The organism is Dongia sp., from assembly GCF_041918875.1.
In the GTDB taxonomy this organism is placed as follows: Bacteria; Pseudomonadota; Alphaproteobacteria; order Dongiales; family Dongiaceae; genus Dongia.
Genome location: NZ_JAYRUV010000001.1, coordinates 46,528 through 62,670, shown reverse-complemented (window position 1 = coordinate 62,670; position 16,143 = coordinate 46,528). Strand labels below are relative to the sequence as shown.

Annotated in this window: 16 protein-coding genes and 1 tRNA gene; 6 read left to right on the top strand and 11 right to left on the bottom strand. The window is 62.7% G+C overall.

The genetic code is table 11. The features are described from left to right. Positions 1-21: 21 nt before the first annotated feature. From ACE3TY_RS00295 to ACE3TY_RS00275, 5 genes are read right to left on the bottom strand one after another with little or no spacing between them, the layout of a single operon-like run. On the bottom strand, positions 22-954 hold the full coding sequence (locus tag ACE3TY_RS00295; RefSeq protein WP_374649790.1) for a transketolase family protein: 933 nt from the start codon (positions 952-954) through the stop codon (positions 22-24). After that, the gene (locus tag ACE3TY_RS00290; RefSeq protein ID WP_374649788.1) at positions 951-1,772 is read right to left on the bottom strand and encodes a transketolase; all 822 of its coding nucleotides are present in this window, start codon (positions 1,770-1,772) and stop codon (positions 951-953) included. The genes ACE3TY_RS00295 and ACE3TY_RS00290 overlap by 4 nt, the downstream gene beginning before the upstream one ends. Beyond that, a complete protein-coding gene (locus ACE3TY_RS00285) occupies positions 1,769-2,512 on the bottom strand; it encodes a nucleotidyltransferase family protein (protein WP_374649786.1) in 744 nt (247 codons plus the stop codon). Before ACE3TY_RS00285 ends, ACE3TY_RS00290 begins: the two co-directional genes overlap by 4 nt. Continuing rightward, entirely contained in the window at positions 2,512-3,981 is a 1,470-nt protein-coding gene (locus ACE3TY_RS00280) for a PfkB family carbohydrate kinase (protein ID WP_374649784.1), read from the bottom strand. Before ACE3TY_RS00280 ends, ACE3TY_RS00285 begins: the two co-directional genes overlap by 1 nt. After that, positions 3,978-4,994: a class I SAM-dependent methyltransferase gene (locus tag ACE3TY_RS00275; RefSeq protein ID WP_374649782.1), complete on the bottom strand. Its 1,017-nt coding sequence runs from the start codon at positions 4,992-4,994 to the stop codon at positions 3,978-3,980. The genes ACE3TY_RS00280 and ACE3TY_RS00275 overlap by 4 nt, the downstream gene beginning before the upstream one ends. Between ACE3TY_RS00275 and ACE3TY_RS00270 the strand changes: the two genes are divergently transcribed. Both ACE3TY_RS00270 and ACE3TY_RS00265 read left to right on the top strand, forming a co-directional pair. Further along, positions 4,978-6,066 carry a TylF/MycF/NovP-related O-methyltransferase gene (locus ACE3TY_RS00270; RefSeq protein ID WP_374649780.1) on the top strand — a complete coding sequence of 363 codons (1,089 nt, stop codon included), beginning with the start codon at positions 4,978-4,980 and terminating at the stop codon, positions 6,064-6,066. The two genes, ACE3TY_RS00275 and ACE3TY_RS00270, sit on opposite strands and share 17 nt — an antisense overlap. An 11-nt stretch (positions 6,067-6,077) precedes the next feature. Then, entirely contained in the window at positions 6,078-6,767 is a 690-nt protein-coding gene (locus ACE3TY_RS00265) for a class I SAM-dependent methyltransferase (RefSeq protein ID WP_374649778.1), read from the top strand. On the opposite strand, the gene ACE3TY_RS00260 is transcribed toward ACE3TY_RS00265, so the two are convergent. The 4 genes from ACE3TY_RS00260 to ACE3TY_RS00245 all read right to left on the bottom strand — a co-directional run bounded on the left by ACE3TY_RS00260 (position 6,764) and on the right by ACE3TY_RS00245 (position 9,600). Beyond that, positions 6,764-7,921, bottom strand: a complete 1,158-nt coding sequence (locus ACE3TY_RS00260; RefSeq protein WP_374649776.1) for a TIGR04372 family glycosyltransferase — start codon at positions 7,919-7,921, stop codon at positions 6,764-6,766. The two genes, ACE3TY_RS00265 and ACE3TY_RS00260, sit on opposite strands and share 4 nt — an antisense overlap. Before the next feature lie 96 nt (positions 7,922-8,017). Continuing rightward, a tRNA-Ser gene (locus ACE3TY_RS00255) sits at positions 8,018-8,109 on the bottom strand. A 143-nt stretch (positions 8,110-8,252) separates the two neighbouring features. Beyond that, the gene (locus ACE3TY_RS00250; RefSeq protein ID WP_374649774.1) at positions 8,253-8,960 is read right to left on the bottom strand and encodes a glutathione S-transferase N-terminal domain-containing protein; all 708 of its coding nucleotides are present in this window, start codon (positions 8,958-8,960) and stop codon (positions 8,253-8,255) included. Positions 8,961-8,970: 10 nt separating this feature from the next. Next, positions 8,971-9,600, bottom strand: a complete 630-nt coding sequence (locus ACE3TY_RS00245; RefSeq protein ID WP_374649772.1) for a glutathione S-transferase N-terminal domain-containing protein — start codon at positions 9,598-9,600, stop codon at positions 8,971-8,973. Between the two features lie 205 nt (positions 9,601-9,805). Between ACE3TY_RS00245 and ACE3TY_RS00240 the strand changes: the two genes are divergently transcribed. Then, complete coding sequence (locus ACE3TY_RS00240) at positions 9,806-10,201, top strand: PaaI family thioesterase (RefSeq protein ID WP_374649770.1); 396 nt, start codon at positions 9,806-9,808, stop codon at positions 10,199-10,201. A 22-nt stretch (positions 10,202-10,223) separates the two neighbouring features. Here ACE3TY_RS00240 and ACE3TY_RS00235 read toward each other — a convergent pair whose 3' ends face one another. Next, positions 10,224-10,652 (bottom strand): Mpo1-like protein, encoded by a 429-nt coding sequence (locus ACE3TY_RS00235; protein ID WP_374649768.1) that lies wholly within the window; start codon positions 10,650-10,652, stop codon positions 10,224-10,226. 139 nt (positions 10,653-10,791) lie between these two features. Further along, positions 10,792-11,571 (bottom strand): enoyl-CoA hydratase/isomerase family protein, encoded by a 780-nt coding sequence (locus ACE3TY_RS00230; protein WP_374649766.1) that lies wholly within the window; start codon positions 11,569-11,571, stop codon positions 10,792-10,794. A gap of 183 nt (positions 11,572-11,754) precedes the next feature. Between ACE3TY_RS00230 and ACE3TY_RS00225 the strand changes: the two genes are divergently transcribed. The 3 genes from ACE3TY_RS00225 to ACE3TY_RS00215 all read left to right on the top strand — a co-directional run bounded on the left by ACE3TY_RS00225 (position 11,755) and on the right by ACE3TY_RS00215 (position 16,105). Further along, positions 11,755-13,056: a redoxin domain-containing protein gene (locus ACE3TY_RS00225; protein ID WP_374649764.1), complete on the top strand. Its 1,302-nt coding sequence runs from the start codon at positions 11,755-11,757 to the stop codon at positions 13,054-13,056. Positions 13,057-13,258: 202 nt separating this feature from the next. Continuing rightward, positions 13,259-15,325, top strand: coding sequence for an acyltransferase family protein (locus ACE3TY_RS00220; protein WP_374649762.1), 2,067 nt, complete (start codon positions 13,259-13,261; stop codon positions 15,323-15,325). A 90-nt stretch (positions 15,326-15,415) separates the two neighbouring features. Beyond that, positions 15,416-16,105, top strand: a complete 690-nt coding sequence (locus ACE3TY_RS00215; protein WP_374649760.1) for an orotate phosphoribosyltransferase — start codon at positions 15,416-15,418, stop codon at positions 16,103-16,105. Positions 16,106-16,143: the final 38 nt, after the last annotated feature.

Genomic DNA, 16,143 nt, shown 5'->3' with positions numbered 1-16,143 from the left:
ATCCTTGCATTTCCGATTGACTCAGGCGCGCAACCCGAGCCGACCGATGATCTTTTCGGCGATCGAGGTGGCGTCGAGGCCCAGAGTCGTCCGCGCGAAACTCTGCGAACCCGATAGGGTGTAGAACGCATCGGGAGCAGCAATCCGCAGCAGCGGCGGGAGACCTGCTTCGCCTCGATCGACCATCCACTCCGCAACGGCGCTGCCGAAGCCGCCGACGGCGCTATGTTCCTCGACCGTCACGACCAGGCGCTGCTCCTCGAATGCCCGACGAAGCCTCGCGGTGTCGAGTGGCTTCACCGAGACGACGGAGGTAACGGAAGCCGCGATCCCAACCGCGGCCAGCTTGTCGGCTGCATCGAGCGCGACCGGCAGAAGGTTCCCCACGGCCAGGATGGCGATTTCGCCATCAGGGCGGATATCGATGCTGCGGCCAAGCATGACCGTCGGAATCGCGGCGTGGATCACCGGCTCACCCTTCTTGCCCAAGCGGATGTAGCTGGGGCCGTCATGCTGCATGGCCGTGCGCAGGCAGGCGCGAACCTCCATCGCATCGCCGGGGCATAGAACCGCCATGTTCGGCAGCGCTCGCAGAAAGGCGATATCTTCCAGCGCGTGATGCGTTGGCCCCAAGGCCGCATAGGACAATCCGCCGCCGACGCCGACGATGATCATCGGCACGTTGTGATAGCAGACGTCGATACGGATCTGTTCCAGCACACGCGTGGTGATGAAGGGCGTGATCGTATAGGCCACTGGCCGCCAACCGGAGAGAGCCATGCCGGCACCCAGGCCGATCATGTTGGCTTCCGCGACGCCGCAGTTGAAGAAGCGGTCGGGAGCCGCCTCCTTCAGCCGGTCGAACAGCCGATTGCCAATATCGCCCGAAAGCAGGACAGCCCTCGCATCCTCGCGGCAGATCTTCGTCATCTCATCGGCGAAGGCGTTTCTCATGCGAGGCCCAGTTCTTTCTTCGCGGCCGTGACCTCATCGGCCGTGGGAACGCGGTAGTGCCAGTTATTGTCGTCCTCCATGAACGACACGCCTTTACCCTTCACCGTGTCGGCAATGATCGCCAGAGGACGCTTGCGGCCGGTGCCGTGATGCGACAGGCATTCGTGCAAGGCACGATGATCATGGCCGTCGAGACGCACGGTATCCCAGCCGAAGGAAGCCCATTTTTCCGGCAGCGGGTCCAGCTGCAGGACTTCCTGGCTGCGCCCCGTCGCCTGCCATTTGTTGAAATCGATGATGGCGCAGAGATTGCCCAGTTTCTGCCCGGCAGCGAACATGGCCGCCTCCCAGACCGATCCCTCGTTGCATTCGCCATCGCTCATCAGCGCGAACACCCGGCTCGGCTGGTTGCCGAGGCGTGCCGCCAGCGACATGCCGACCGCCAGAGGCAAGCCATGGCCGAGCGATCCGGTCGCCGCTTCGACGCCAGGCAGGCATTGCAGCCCCGGATGTTCCGCCAGGCGACCGCCATTGGTGTTGAAGGTCCGCAAATCCTCGGCCGAGCAGAAGCCGCGCTTCGTCAGCGCGGCATAGAGGGTAAGAGCGGCATGCCCCTTGGAGAGGATGAACCGGTCTCGTTCCGGCGCCAGTGGGCGGGCGGGATCGATCTTGAGGATGGTCCAGTAGAGGACCGTCACGATATCGACGCAAGATAAGGCCGAGGCGAGATGCGCCGGCTTTGCCTGATGGGTCATCTCGATGATGAGACCGCGAAGCTCTCTGGCCATCCGGTCCAAATGCGCAAGATCCACAATCATTGAATCTCACTGTTCCGATCTGGGCTTGCGTCGCGGCAGCGCAATGGCTGGTATTCCCGCTCAGCCCGGGTCAAGCCCTCGACGGTCCCGATGTCGCGATGGTAGCCCGTGATTTCGTAGGACTGGATCCGCCCGACATAACCGGGAATGATCTCGGTCGAGAGGTCGATTGTCGGTTTGCCTACACGCGCAAGTCGCCTGAACACTTCCGGTTCAAAGATATAGACGGCACCGTTGGCAAGGTTCCCCGGCGGGTCGGCCATCTTTTCATGGAATTCCACAACCCTGCCTTCCGAGTCCAGTTGCACGATGCCGCAATTCGACGGCTGGTCGGTTCGGAAGAGCGCCATCGTCATGTCGGTATCGGGCTTTCGGCCGCGATGCGCTTGGCGAAAGGCGTCGAGATCGATTGCCGACAGATTGTCCGCGTGGATCACCAGGAACGATTCTTCGCCGAAGAAGGCGCGGTTGGCGAGAACCGTCCCGCCGGTCCCCAGCAGGCGATCCTCATGGACCAGCGTGATACGATTCGCCCAGGGTGAGCGGCGGACATGAGCGCGCACCAGATCCGACAGATAGCCGGTATTGATCAGGATTTCCTCGACACCCGCGCCGGCCAGATTGACAAGCCAATAGTCGAGCAGCGGCTGGCCGCGGATCGGCACCAGGCATTTGGGTATCGCCTCGGTGATCGGCCGCAACCTCGTGCCGAGCCCCGCGGCAAGCAGCAAGGCGCGCATCAGCCCAGCACCTCCGTGATCGATTGCGGGCTGAGCGGCGAATTGCCGATGACGGAGACCTGGCAGGCAGCCGCGACCGAACCCAGATAGGCACTGAGCCAGATATCGGCACCGGCGCAAAGGCCGAGCGCAACGGCGCTAAGAAGCGAATCGCCCGCTCCGGCTACATCCTGCGGCCGCACGTTCATGGCCTTGATCCGGTCGGTACGCAACAGGCCATAGCGGGGTGCGTGGATCAGCAGGCCGTCATCACCAAGCGTGATGATCACGTTATTGGCCTCGGCGGCGACCCGCAGCCGTTCTCCCAGCTCGACCAAGCCGCATTCTGCGTCCTTCAGGGCGAGGCGCGCTTCGCGCTCCGTCGGGGTGATGATGTCCATGCCCCTGAACCTCGATATATCCGCCAGTTGCGACGATGCCTGGCTGTCGGCTGCCAGCCGCACGTCATGCTCCTTGGCCAGCAGCGTAATGCGCGCGGCCAGCTCGGTCGGGATGCAGCCATAATTGAAGTCGGAGAAGATGATGAGGTCGATCGACGAAATCAGTTCCTCGACGCGTTCAAAGATCGCATCCTGGATTTGATGCTCGATTGCATGCTGACGCAGTTCGCTCACCCGCAGCATGGTCTTGTTGTGAACGCGATATCGCTGCTTTAGCGTCACCGGCCGGCTGCGATCGTGGAAGAAATGGGCATTGACGCCATTGTTCCCGAGCGATTCCAGCGCGAAGTCGCGAAGCGGGCCGTCGGAGCCGACCGTGATATACTCGACCCCGGCACCGAGGCTCGCGCAATGCGCCGACACGATCCCGCTGCCACCCACGAACCGGCGCCGGCCGATCGGCGAGACGACGATCGTTGCGTCTTCCTGCGACATGCCCAGCGGTTCACAGTCGACATACTCATCGACGATGAGATCGCCGATGACGAGAGTGCGCAGCTGCCGGAATTCCGCCAGCAGGGCCAGGACATCCGCTGCCGTGTATTTGTGGCGCTCCAGAAATCCATGATCGAGACGGAACGGACTGAGGATATTCGTCTCGTACTGGCGTTCGATTGCGCTGAGATCGGTGAAGCGCATTTCGCCGGAATTGAACAGCAGACGCCCGCCATAGCTCTCGACCGCCGCTTGCTCCGGATTGTCGCGGCATTGATGCTCTTTTCCTTTTGCGACAACGGTAGGTTTCAACGCCTTGATCGCCGTCGCTGCGTCGCTTTCCATGATGAATGCAAAATCCACCATGCCGATCGATTGGACGGCGGCAAGGCGCATGTCGGCTTCGACGCTGATCGCCGGTGGCCCGTCGGGCGCCAGGCCGACCACAAGATAGGTGCCGTTCGACTTTGCGAATTGCAGGAACCGGACATGTCCAGGATGGAGGATGTTGAAATTGCCCGAGACGAAGGCAACCGTATCCCCGTCCCTGAGCGAGGCCTGCAATTGCGTCTGGATTTCCGCCAGGGATGTCATCGCATTTCCTGTCGGGGCGTTATGCAGCAAAAGCCGAACCCAGCCATCCTTGCGGCAATCTTTCCCGCCATGGCGGGTGCAAGGCAGAAATAGACGATACTCCGCACCGGCACGTCCGACGGCGCGAGAATGCGCCTGCCGAAATGCGGCCGGCCTTGCCGTGCCGGATCCTCGTCGACGAAAAAGGCGACTCGGTCCGCCCCGATCGAGCCGGCAAGCCAGGTCGCGGCAATCGATGTCCCGAAGAGTCCGATGCGGCGTGTTTGCGACAGGAGCAGAGCTTCTTCTTGAACATCGCGCAGCCAGGCAATGTGCTTTCCGATATCGAACGCTTCGGGTGTGGCCGGCAATTCTGTCGCAACCTCGGTGGGAACGGCAAGGACCGACAGTTCCTTGCCGATCCAGTCGGTTTCAATCGACACCACACGGAAGCCGGCTTGACCGAGAAGAAGGCTGAGTGTCGCCGGCGTGAAGTGCGAAACGTGATCGGCAATCAGAATGTCGAAGGGGTTTTCGGCAATATTGGGTGCCTGGATGAAGAGTACGCCGTCAGGCGCCAGGCAGTTCCGCAAAGCGGCAAGCGCCGCGCGCGGGTCCGGCAAATGTTCAAGGGCATGGACTGCCGAGATAAAATCGTAGCACCCGGCAAGGGTTAAAATATCCTCGGCGATCAGATGGCCGAAGCCCGGAATTCGATTGAGGCTCGCCTCATGCCGGTCGTCGAGATCCAGTCCATCCAGTCGCCATGCCGGCGTTTTGTCGGCGATCGCGGCGAGGAACACGCCGTTGCCGCAGCCGACATCGAGCGCGTTCCCCGGCCTGTCGAATATGCCCTTGGCGTTCAGGCGCTCGACGAGAACTTCCGACCGGCGCCTCGCCCGGCCATCGCGGCCGTCGAGAACCAGCTGCTCGGCGCCGCCGCCCTGGTAATAAACATCGTAATCGGCGTAGATCGCCGCCATGTCGGCAAGGAGCGGTTCCGTCAGGGGCTTTTGAATGGTGCCGCATGCCATGCATCGGCCGACCTGGCCGCCCGGCGCTACCGGCTTGCAATCGGAACTCACTCTGCCCAATGCGGCAAATCCCGGGAATAGCTCCACGGCACCGATACCGCAGCAATTGCACCGCGTCATTGCAATGGCCGGGCAGGAATACCTAGGGAATATCCCGGGCTATATGTCAGCAGCAAAAGACGATCGACCGACATCGATGAAAACCAGTTTCTTGGACGCGAGCGAAAACTGTCGCGCACAACTGCGCTCCACGGAAGGAGACGCAATGTCGCAACTATCCCGCCTGGGAACTGGTGTAGTGTCCCCGCATGATCGGAAAGAGCCGCGCGAAGGTCGAATGATGACATTGTTCCCTGGTTGGAAGCGTTCCAAAAAAGCCGCGCGGAAGGCGCATAGGCTGGAGGCCGTCTTCAACAGCCTGCCTGACGAGTATGCGCGCCAGCGGCTCGATATCGGTGCGACATTGCAGCGCGCCGTCCAATATGCCGTCGGAGCCGATGTTGAGGGAGACATCGTCGAATTCGGAACCGCGACCGGTTTTACCGCGTCCGTCTTCGCGCGGACCTTGCAGGAAGTGCGTCGCGGCGACGGTCGCCGGCTGTGGCTGTTCGACAGTTTCTCGGGATTGCCGGAAGCCAGCGCCGAAGCGGACGCCCAGAGTCCGCATGTGAGTTCCGGCCTGTGGTCGATGGGCGCCTGCCGGGGTCTCACGGCGGCCGAGTTGCGGAAACAGGTTTCGCGCTTTCTCGACAATGAGAGGATCGTTGTCAGCGAAGGGTGGTTCGCCGACACTGTTCCTAGGATTCCAGAGGCTGCCAAATTCGCGATCGTGCATGTGGATGGCGACCTCTATCAGTCCGCGATGGACTGCCTCACCCCATTGCTTCGGCGCCGGCAGATATCTGCGGGAGCTCTGGTCATTTTCGACGATTGGAATTGCAACCAGGCGAGCGATCGCTTCGGCGAACGGCGCGCTTGGAAAGAGCTGAGCGGGCAATTCAACCTCGACTGCGAGGAGTTCGGCCACTGGTCGTGGGCCGGTAAAAGCTTCATCGTCCACACCTATTCCTGAACGGATACGCCATGCCAGAGCAGACTCCAGAGCAGACCAAGGAAGCCCAGTACGACGTGTGTTTCAGTGTTCGAGACGCGGTCGGATTCCAGCGCCTGGGACTTATGACCAACCAAGTCTGGTATGACGATCCCAGGCGCATGGTCTTTACGCTGTCGCGCTACAAATTCGTATCCAAGATGCTGTCCGGGTACAGGAAAGTCGCGGAGCTCGGTTGCGGCGACGGGTTCGGCAGCCGTATCGTGAGGCAGGAGGTGTCCGCACTCGATCTGTATGATTTCGACCCGATCTTCGTGGCCGACGTGAACGCCAATCAAGTGGACCGCTGGAACTGCCGCGCGCGGACGGCGGATATCCTGGCAGCACCCTTGCCTGGAACCTATGACGGAATCTACAGCCTCGACGTGATCGAGCATATCGCGCCGAAGCAGGAGCACCTTTACGTCGAGAACCTCCAGGCCTCGCTGAACGAATTCGGTGTCCTCATCGTTGGATCGCCTTCATTGGAAAGCCAGACCTATGCCTCGCCGCCCAGCAAGGCGGGCCATATCAATTGCAAGACGGGGAAGGATCTCAAGGCGCTGATGGCGCGCTACTTTCACAACGTCTTCCTGTTTTCGATGAATGACGAGGTCGTGCATACCGGCTTTGCGCCGATGGCCCACTATCTCATTGCAGTCTGCACCGGAAAGCGGAGCTAGACGTCGAGGAAAGCCAGATTCTCGCGCGTTTGCGGCGGCCAGACCACATGGTTGGGACGCACCGGGACGGATGGCATCGGCGCCGGCGGCCGCCACGCCGATATTTCCGATGTGGCGTCGTAGAGATGGGCTGCGACCGCCGACAGCTCGGCGCTGGAATTCTTGCGGATGCCGAAGGTCTCTCCCGCCTCCTGCCGCTGCCGCAACTTGAAGCGGCAGAGAAGGCCCGAATCGAGCAGATCCCGGTTGCGCAGGCGCCGCCCGTCAGCCGTTGTGACCTCGTGCGTGAGAACGACCTGATGCATCGGCCCCCAGCCGCCTAAGGCGTCGACCGCATCCACCAAGCCGGTGGGCACATGAAACCCCCAACCCATCGCCACGCCACCCGACGGACCGGCGACGACGAATCGCGCATGCGACACCGCCGCCGCCTGAAGCATGAAGCTGCCCGGAATACGGCTGAGGTCGAGAAGACCCTCGCGCGGCGTAAAAGGGCCCATCTCGGGATGACCGAGGCGGACCACTTGCCCACCCAACTTGTCGATGATGAAATGGGCGAGCCGTTCATATTCGCGCGGATCGCTGTCTCGGTCCTCACCCCGTTTGCGCCAGGCGTAGCTGCTTTCCCGGTAATGAATGGCGGCCACCCATCGATTTGGGTCGAGACCGAGGCGGATCAGCTTTTCTTCAAGCGATGGCGCCAGGGCCGGGGGAATTCGAAGCGGAACCGAGCCGGGCAGGCCATGAACATTCCTGGCATCCGCCATCCAATCCGTTACGACTATGTCGTAGAAAGCATGGCGCCGCCCCTTGCGCACATCGAGGCTTGCGGTTCCGGTCGGCTTGGGCAGGCGCAAGAGCTTCTCCACCCAGCTCCGCTTCCGCTTCACCAATGGCAGCGCGCGATCGATATTGGGAGCAAGCGCGATGATATCGCGCAGATAGGGGCGCGTGTCCCTGAAGCGGACATCGAGGATTGCGTGATCGAACTGGTTCTTCAGCGTCGCCAGGAAGGCGATCTTGCCGATGAAGTCGCCCAGCGTCAGTTCGATGATCGGCGCATATATGAGGAATGGCCGCTCCGCGGTGTATCCGATGCGGCGGAAGAGCTCAGAAGGTCCAATCCTGCTCTTGTCAAACAGGTGCGTTTCCATGATTCCCCCACCCCGGCCACGCTGCGGCACGCGGTCGTGCCTCATTGCTTGCGACTCTATAAATTACTGAATTACAAAGATAAAATATAAAAGAAATGGCGGAGGGGATGGGATTCGAACCCACGATAGGGTTTAACCCCTATAACGGTTTAGCAAACCGTCGCCTTCAGCCACTCGGCCACCCCTCCGCGCTCGGCAAACAATCGAGTGGCGCGGTCTCACGACGTATGCGGGGCCTTTACTAAAGGGGCGTCGAGGGATTGTCAAACCGTCCGCTGGCCATCCGCTGGCGAGGTACGGTTGATCGGAAACTACGCTCCGGATCAATAAGTTAAGAACGGCGATCGAGCTGCTTGCTGCCGAAGAGGATGTCCCGTTCTTCTTGGGTGAAAGGCTTGGTCCGGCTGCGATCGGCAAGAACCCGCAGCCCCCTGGCGACGGCCGGACGTTCGGCGATGGCGTCGAACCAGCGCTTCAGATTGGGATGCGCGTTCATATCCTGTCCCTGGCGGTCCCAATAGCGCAGCCAGGGCCAGGTGGCGATGTCGGCGATACTGTAATCCGGCCCGGCGAGATAGAGGCTCTCGCCAAGGCGTGCATCGAGCACCTTGTAGAGCCGCGTCGTCTCGCTGGTATAGCGTCCGATCGCATACGGATACTGCTCCGGCGCGTAATGCAGAAAATGATGGGTCTGGCCCAGCATGGGACCGACCCCCGCCATCTGGAACATCAGCCATTGCAGGACCAGCGCCCGCTCCCGCGCATCGGCTCCCATCAGCTTGCCGGTCTTCTCGGCGAGATAGAGCAGCATTGCGCCCGATTCCATGAGGGTGATCGGCTTGCCGTCCGGCCCATCGGGGTCGACCATGGCCGGGATTTTGTTGTTGGGGCTGATCTTCAGGAATGCCGGCTGGAACTGGTCGCCGGCGCCGATATCCACGGCGTGGACATTGTAGGGCAGCCCCAGTTCCTCAAGCGCTATGTGTATCTTATGTCCGTTGGGGGTCGGCCAGGTGTAAAGTTCGATCGCTGCATTCATGCCCGCCTCCTCACGCCGCCTTCGCCAGTACATTGAGGCCGCGCTGTACGGCGGGCCGCTCGGCGATGGTGGCGATCCAGCGCGCCACATGCGGGAAGTCGGCCATGTTCTGTCCGTATTTTTCGCTGCCCTTGACCCAGGGCCAGGCGGCGATATCGGCAATGGAATAATCCCGGTCGCCGAGATAGGCGCTGTCCTCTAGGCGCAGCTCCATCACCCGCAGCAGGCGCGTGACTTCGTTCGTATAGCGGTCCACCGCATAGGGAATGCGCTCGGGCGCCACGGACCGGAAGTGCCAGGCCTGGCCGTACATCGGCCCGATGCTGGCCATCTGGAACATCAGCCATTGCAGCACGTCGTAGCGGCGGCGTCTGTCGGCGGGCAGGAACCTGCCGGTCTTCTCGGCAAGATAGATGAGGATCGCGCCGGACTCGAACAGCGTCAGGGGCTGTCCGCCCGGGCCGTCGCTATCGACGATGGCCGGAATCTTGCTGTTCGGATTGATCGCGATGTACTCGGCGCGGAATTGCTCGCCCTTGCCGATATCGACCTTGTGGAGGCGGTAGGGCAGCCCCGTCTCCTCCAGCATGATATGGATCTTGTGCCCATTGGGCGTGGCCCATGAATAAAGGTCGATCATCTATCCCAATCCATCCCCGCCAATCCGTTCCCGCACGCTGCCCGCTCACCCGAAATCATCTCGTCCGACCGCACTGTCGCGGGAAAAACCCGCCGGTGCAAGGACGCTTTACCGGCGGCTGCCGAACGGGCAGTGTGGCCGGCGAACCGGCCGCCGCTCACCTCGAGCGGACGGCTTTATGGCAACGATGTGTGACGGATCGGTGATGGAAAGACCCTATAGCGGCTATGCCGAATTGATCGGCTATGAATTGATCGAAAAAGCCAAGGATTTCGCCCGCCTCCAATTGCTGCTTGAGCCGCGGCATCTCAACCGGATGGAAGTCCCGCATGGCGGTGTCATAGCCACGCTGCTCGATTCCGCGACCGGATTCGCCGTGGCCTATGCTGGCGGGCCCGACCGGGTCATCCGTGCCGTGACGGTCTCGATGAATATCCAGTTCATGGGCCAGGGCAAGGCTGGCGAAACGATCGTGGCCGAGGGGCGCCGGATCGGCGGCGGGAAGACCGTCGCCTTCGCGACGGCCGAAATACGCAACGAAGCCGGGCTCATCCTGGCCCGCGGCGACGCAGTCTACCGCTTTCTGGAAAAATGGAGCTGAGCCGGTCCGGCGCCCGGACGGGCTATTCGGCCGGCTGGCGGTGCGGACGGGGTGCCGGAGCGCCAAGCCCCAGCCGGGTATATTCGGCCACGATTCCACCAGTCAGCGCCAGCCAGCACATCCGCAGATCGGCCAGCGCGCCGTAGAAGGCGTTGACGCGGATGAGCGGCTGATTGTGCTCGACCCACCAATGCGAGGTTACCGCCATCACCACGGCGAAGGCGATGCCTGCCGCACAGAACCATGGCTGCTGGTGGTAGATCGCCATGAGCGTTGCCAGGATGCCGACCACGGTGGCCGAATAATGCATGCCGCGCGTCAGCGGATTGCGATGAACGTCGAGATAGAGGCGCCAGAATTCCGCGAATGTCATCTTTACGCCATCGCGGAAGGTCTTCTCCGTGGTGACGCCGCGAACCTGTTCGCCCCGCCCCGCCCATTTTGTGGCCATGAGCCTCTCCCGTCCTTGGAGGGGACCATTGGCCGCCCTCTCACCGCATCCCTGAATTCAATCTTAACGCCCTTTTCTGACAGCTGTCTAACATTCCTGTCGAATTTACGTTCCAGATCACCCGACCGTGAAGCACCGCTCAGGCGCCCCGGAATTGAGGCCGCCGCTTTTCCAGGAATGCGGCAATTCCTTCGATATAGTCGGCACTATCGACGGCGGCATAGCTTTCGGCGATCTCCTCGGCGCCGAGCGGGCGCCTCTCCAGGCAGCGCTGGGTGAACTTCTTGTGATTGCGGTGGCTGACCGGCGATCCGGCCGAAAGGCGGGAGCACAGCTCCGCCACGCTCGCATCCAGCAGGTCCGCCGGCACGCAGCGCGTCACCAGCCCTTGGCGCCAGGCCCAGGCGGCGTCGAAGATATCGCCGGTCAGCAACATCTCCAGCATGGCCGGCCGGCCGATCAGATCGACCAGCGCCGCCAGTTCCGGATAGGGCATCGTGATGCCGACGCGCTGGATGGGAATGCCGAATTTGGCATCCTCGGCGGCGATCCTCAGATCGCACATGGCGGCCAGTTCGAGCCCGCCGCCCAGGCAGTTTCCCTCGATGCGCGCCACTGTGGGCAGAGACAGGTCGCGCAAGGTCCACAATGCGTCCAGCATCATTTCGCCATAATCGCGGGCACCCCGCGGCGTCGCGCGCAGGGCGGCGAATTCGGCCATGTCGGCACCGGCCGCGAAATGGCCGCCAAGGCCGGTCAGCACGACACAGCGCAGATCTGCCTGCCCGCGCAGCGCCTTGAGCTGGGCCGCCAGCCCGCGCCAGATTTCCGCGTTGAGCGCGTTGCGTTTCTCCGGCCGGTTCAGCGACAGGATCGCGATCGCTTCCCGGCGCTCCAGGCGAATGGTATCGGTCGTCATCGATTCATGTCCCCATTGGCGGTCGATTGCTGCGGCGCAGCCTAGTCGACCGCGGTGACTGCGTCAGCCCCTTATGGTTAACTTTCACACGAGGCGGCTTGCCGAAGCAGGGCGATTCCAGCATGGTGGCGCCGGCCGGGATGAAATCTCGGCGGCAAGAAGGCAGCGAAGCAGTTTCACATCATGAGCACCGGCAAGCCCACTCTGACCCTCGGCCAGCCCAGCGCCGCGCGAATCGTCGATTCCCGATTGCTCGTCGGCGATCCGGCACCCTGGTTCGCCTGCGCCAGCAACGTCAATCCGGCTTTCGATTTTTCGACCGCGGCCGGGCGCTATGTCGTGCTGAGTTTCTTCGGCTCGACCACGCACCCCGTTGGCAAGGCGTTGATCGAGAGCTTCATCGCCGCCAAGGATGTCTTTACCGATCCCGATTTCTACTGCTTCGGCATATCCATCGATCCCGCCGACCGCGACAATGCCGAACTCACCATGAAGCGGCCCGGCATCGACATTTTCTGGGATGCCGAGCGCAAGGTGGCGCAGCGTTACAACCTCCTCCAGGCTGAAACGCCGGCCACTGCCCTGCAGCCGGTTACCTTTCTGCTCGACCCCAATCTGCGCGTCCTCGGCATTTTCGCCACGAATGATGGCCGCCTCCAGGCTGATTCCGTCCTGCAGGTGCTAAAGCGCCTGCCCAAGCTGGGCGCCCCGCGGCCCAGCCAGATGCAGGCCCCCGTCCTGGTGGTGCCCAACCTGTTCGAACGCGATCTCTGCCAGCGTTTGATCGAAGGCTATCGGAACGGCAATCCGGCGGAGTCCGGATTCATGGTCGAGCGCGACGGCAAGACCGTGCAACAGCACGACCATCGCCATAAGCGGCGTAGCGATTGGAGCATCAACGACCGCGGCCTGATCGAAGCCGCGCAGGAACGCATCCGCCGCCGCCTCATCCCTGAAATCAGGAAGGCTTTCGCTTTCGAGGTCACCCGCATGGAGCGTCACATCGTCGCCTGCTACGACCAGAGCGGCGGCTATTTCCGCCCCCATCGCGACAACACCACCAAGGGCACCGCGCATCGGCGTTTCGCCGTCACCGTCAACCTCAATGCCGAGGAATATGTCGGCGGCGATCTGATGTTTCCGGAATTCGGCCGCGCCACCTACCGGGCGCCGACCGGCGGGGCAATCGTCTTCTCCTGCTCGCTCCTGCATGAAGCGCTGCCGATCGTGCGCGGCCAGCGCTTCGCCTATCTGCCCTTCCTCTACGACGAAGCGGCGGCGCAGGTCCGCCAGGCCAACAATCCGCATCTGGGCGAAGGCGTGCAGGTCTACCAGATGCAGGCGCCGCGTCCGGCCCTGGCACCGCAGGACAAGCCCAAGGGAAAGAACCGGCGGCGTCCGGGAGAACGGCACGGCAAGAAGCCGGCCAGCCATAAACCGGGCAAGCCCGGCCAGGACCGTCAGCCCGGCAATCGCGGCCGCTGAAAACCTTGGCTGATCCCATAGTCGGACAATCGGCCCGGCTGTAGCAGATTTGTCCCAGGACAAATCCGCGGCGGCCGCCTTACCGTCGCACCCATCTGTTCCGATGGTTTTATGCATTCGCGCGGATTTGGGCACGCGACCAGATTCAGGCATTTGTCGGCCCGCGTGCCCTTCCGATATTGCCGGAGACAAGAAGCACCTGATGCAACGCACGGTTTCGAGCCCCGATCGCCAGTTCCGACCGGAGATCCAGGGAGTGCGCACGATCGGCGCCTTCCTCGTCGCCATTTTCCATATCTGGATGGGGCGCGTTTCCGGCGGCGTCGATGTCTTCTTCGTCGTTTCCGGCTTCCTCATCACCGGCTCGCTCTATCGCCAGATGGAAAAATCGAATGGCATCGACCTGCTGCGTTTCTGGAGTGGGCTGGCCAAAAGACTGGTGCCCGTCGCCGCCCTGGTCCTTCTTGCCATCGTCTGCGCGGTCCTCCTGTGGCTGCCGCAGACGCGCTGGAAGGCGACGACGACCGAACTCATCGCCAGCGCCCTCTATCTCGAAAACTGGCAATTGATGCGCATGTCGGTCGATTACCTGGCCAGGGACGAGGCCCCCTCCCCGCTGCAGCATTTCTGGGCGCTGGCGGTGCAGGGCCAGTTCTACATCGCCTGGCCCTTTCTGCTGCTGCTGACAAGGCCGGCGGCAAGGCTCTTTTCCATGTCGCTGCGGCGTGTAGCCCTCATCCTCCTCGGCGGCGTCTTCCTGCTGTCGCTCGGCTATTCCGTCTACGCCACGGCCGACAATCAGCCGGCCGCCTATTTCAACACCTTCACCCGGTTCTGGGAGTTCGCCATCGGCGGCCTCCTTGCCGTTGGCATGCCCATGATCGCCCTTCCCTCGCCTTGGCGGGTGATGGCCGGATGGCTCGGCATCGCCGCCGTGATCAGCTGCGGATTCGTCCTGCAGGTGTCGACTATTTTCCCGGGATATGCCGCGCTGTGGCCGACCCTGGGCGCGGGCCTGGTCCTCATCGCCGGCAACAGCGGCAGTCAGATGGGCGTCGAACGGGTGCTGGGGACCAGGCCCCTGGTCGCTCTCGGCAATATCTCTTACGCCCTCTATCTGTGGCACTGGCCGGTCCTGGTGTTCTATCTGCTGATCGCGGAAAGGACCGAGGCGGGCCTTGGCGGCGGGTGCCTGGTTCTCGGCAGCGCGCTTATCCTCGCTTTTCTCACGACGAAATTCGTCGAACAGCCGATCCGCGCGGCCAAGACGGCCGCCAGGTCCGGGGACTACCGGCCCTGGCGCGCTTTTGCCATTGGCGCGGCCACCATCGCGCCCGCCATGATCGTGGCGGCCGGCCTGCGCCTCTATATCCACGAGGTCGAGCCGGAGCAGAAGCGCGTCATCGCCCTTGGCGATCCCCTATATCCGGGGGCTGCGACCTTGTTGAGCGCAGCGCCCGTTGTCCTGACGCCGGGAACGCCGATCCATCCGGGTCCGTTCGCGGTCAAGAACGACCTGCCCGCCGCCTATGCCGACAATTGCCAGCAGAATCTGCTGGAGGATGAGGTGCTGACCTGCACCTATGGCGCCGCCCGTCCGCGCAAGACGATCGCCATCGTCGGTGGATCGCATTCCTTGCAGTGGCTACCAGCACTCGAACTCCTGGCCGAGGAGCAAGGGTGGCGCCTGGTCACCTATACCAAGAGTTCCTGCCTGCTATCCAACGCACCGCAATCGCCTTCCTGCGATTCCTGGAACGCGAAAATGCGTGCCCAGCTCGCCAGGGACAGGCCAGATGCGATTTTCACCACCGCCACCCATGTCGCCCGCGACGAGGAAGGCGATGCTGCCGGCGAGGGGCCGCTCATCGAAGATATCCCGCCGGGCTTTGTCGATGCCTGGGCGGACATGGGGCGCCAGGGCGTCAGCATCGTCGCCATCCGCGATACGCCCTGGATGCTGTTCCAGGTGCCCGATTGCGTCGCTGCCCATCCGGACGACCCGGAAGCCTGCGACCGCCCCCGCGCCGCCCTGCTGGCCGGAACAAGCCCGCTGGAGACGCTGCCCGCCAAGCCGGACAATGTCGCCTTCATCGACCTCAACCGCTTCTTCTGCGACGAGCGCACCTGTTTTGCCGTCATGGGCAACATGCTGGTCTATCGCGACCTCCATCACATCACGACGGGCTATATACGCAGCCTGGCGCCGATGCTGCGCGATGCTCTCTTCGCCGTGCGGCCCGATCTGAAGCTGAACCGGGGGACCTGATGTCGGCAGCCCCTTGCGGATCGGTCCCGCTCTGCTAAAACCAGCCCCGACACGCTGGCCAAGGGGGCAAGCGGCAGTGGGCGGGGGGCAATGGCACAAACATCTGGTTCTTCAAGCCTTTCCGGGCCGATCGTGGCGCGAGTCCTGCTGGAGATCGCCGCCGTGCATTTCCGCCCGGACGAGCCCTTCACCCTGACCTCGGGTCGCAAGAGCCCGGTCTATATCGATTGCCGCAAGATCATCGCCTTCCCCCGCGCGCGGGCCAAGGTGATCGAACTGGCGGCCGACCTGGTCGGGCGCGAGATTGGCTTTGAAAGCCTCGACGTGGTGGCCGGCGGCGAGACCGCGGGGATTCCCTACGCGGCCTGGCTCGCCGACAAACTGGGCCTGCCCATGGCCTATATCCGCAAGAAGCCCAAAGGCTTCGGCCGCGGCGCCCAGATCGAGGGCGACATGCAGCCGGGTGCCCGCACCCTCCTGGTCGAGGATCTCGCCACCGATGGCGGCTCCAAGGTGAATTTCATCAACGCCATCCGCCAGGCCGAGTGCAAGGTCGCCGATGCGCTGGTCGTGTTCCATTACGGCATCTTTCCGCAATCGCTGAAGACCCTGGGCGATCTGGGCGTCCGGCTGCACGGTCTTGCCACCTGGTGGGACGTGCTGGAGGCCGCGCACGATACCGGGCGCCTTGATGCCAGCGAAACGGCCAAGATCCGCGCCTTCCTCGACGATCCCGAAGGCTGGTCCAATGCCCGCGGCGGCACGGTCAAGGAAGAATAGGCTTCGTTGATTAATCGATCCGATTTGTTATTCTACGT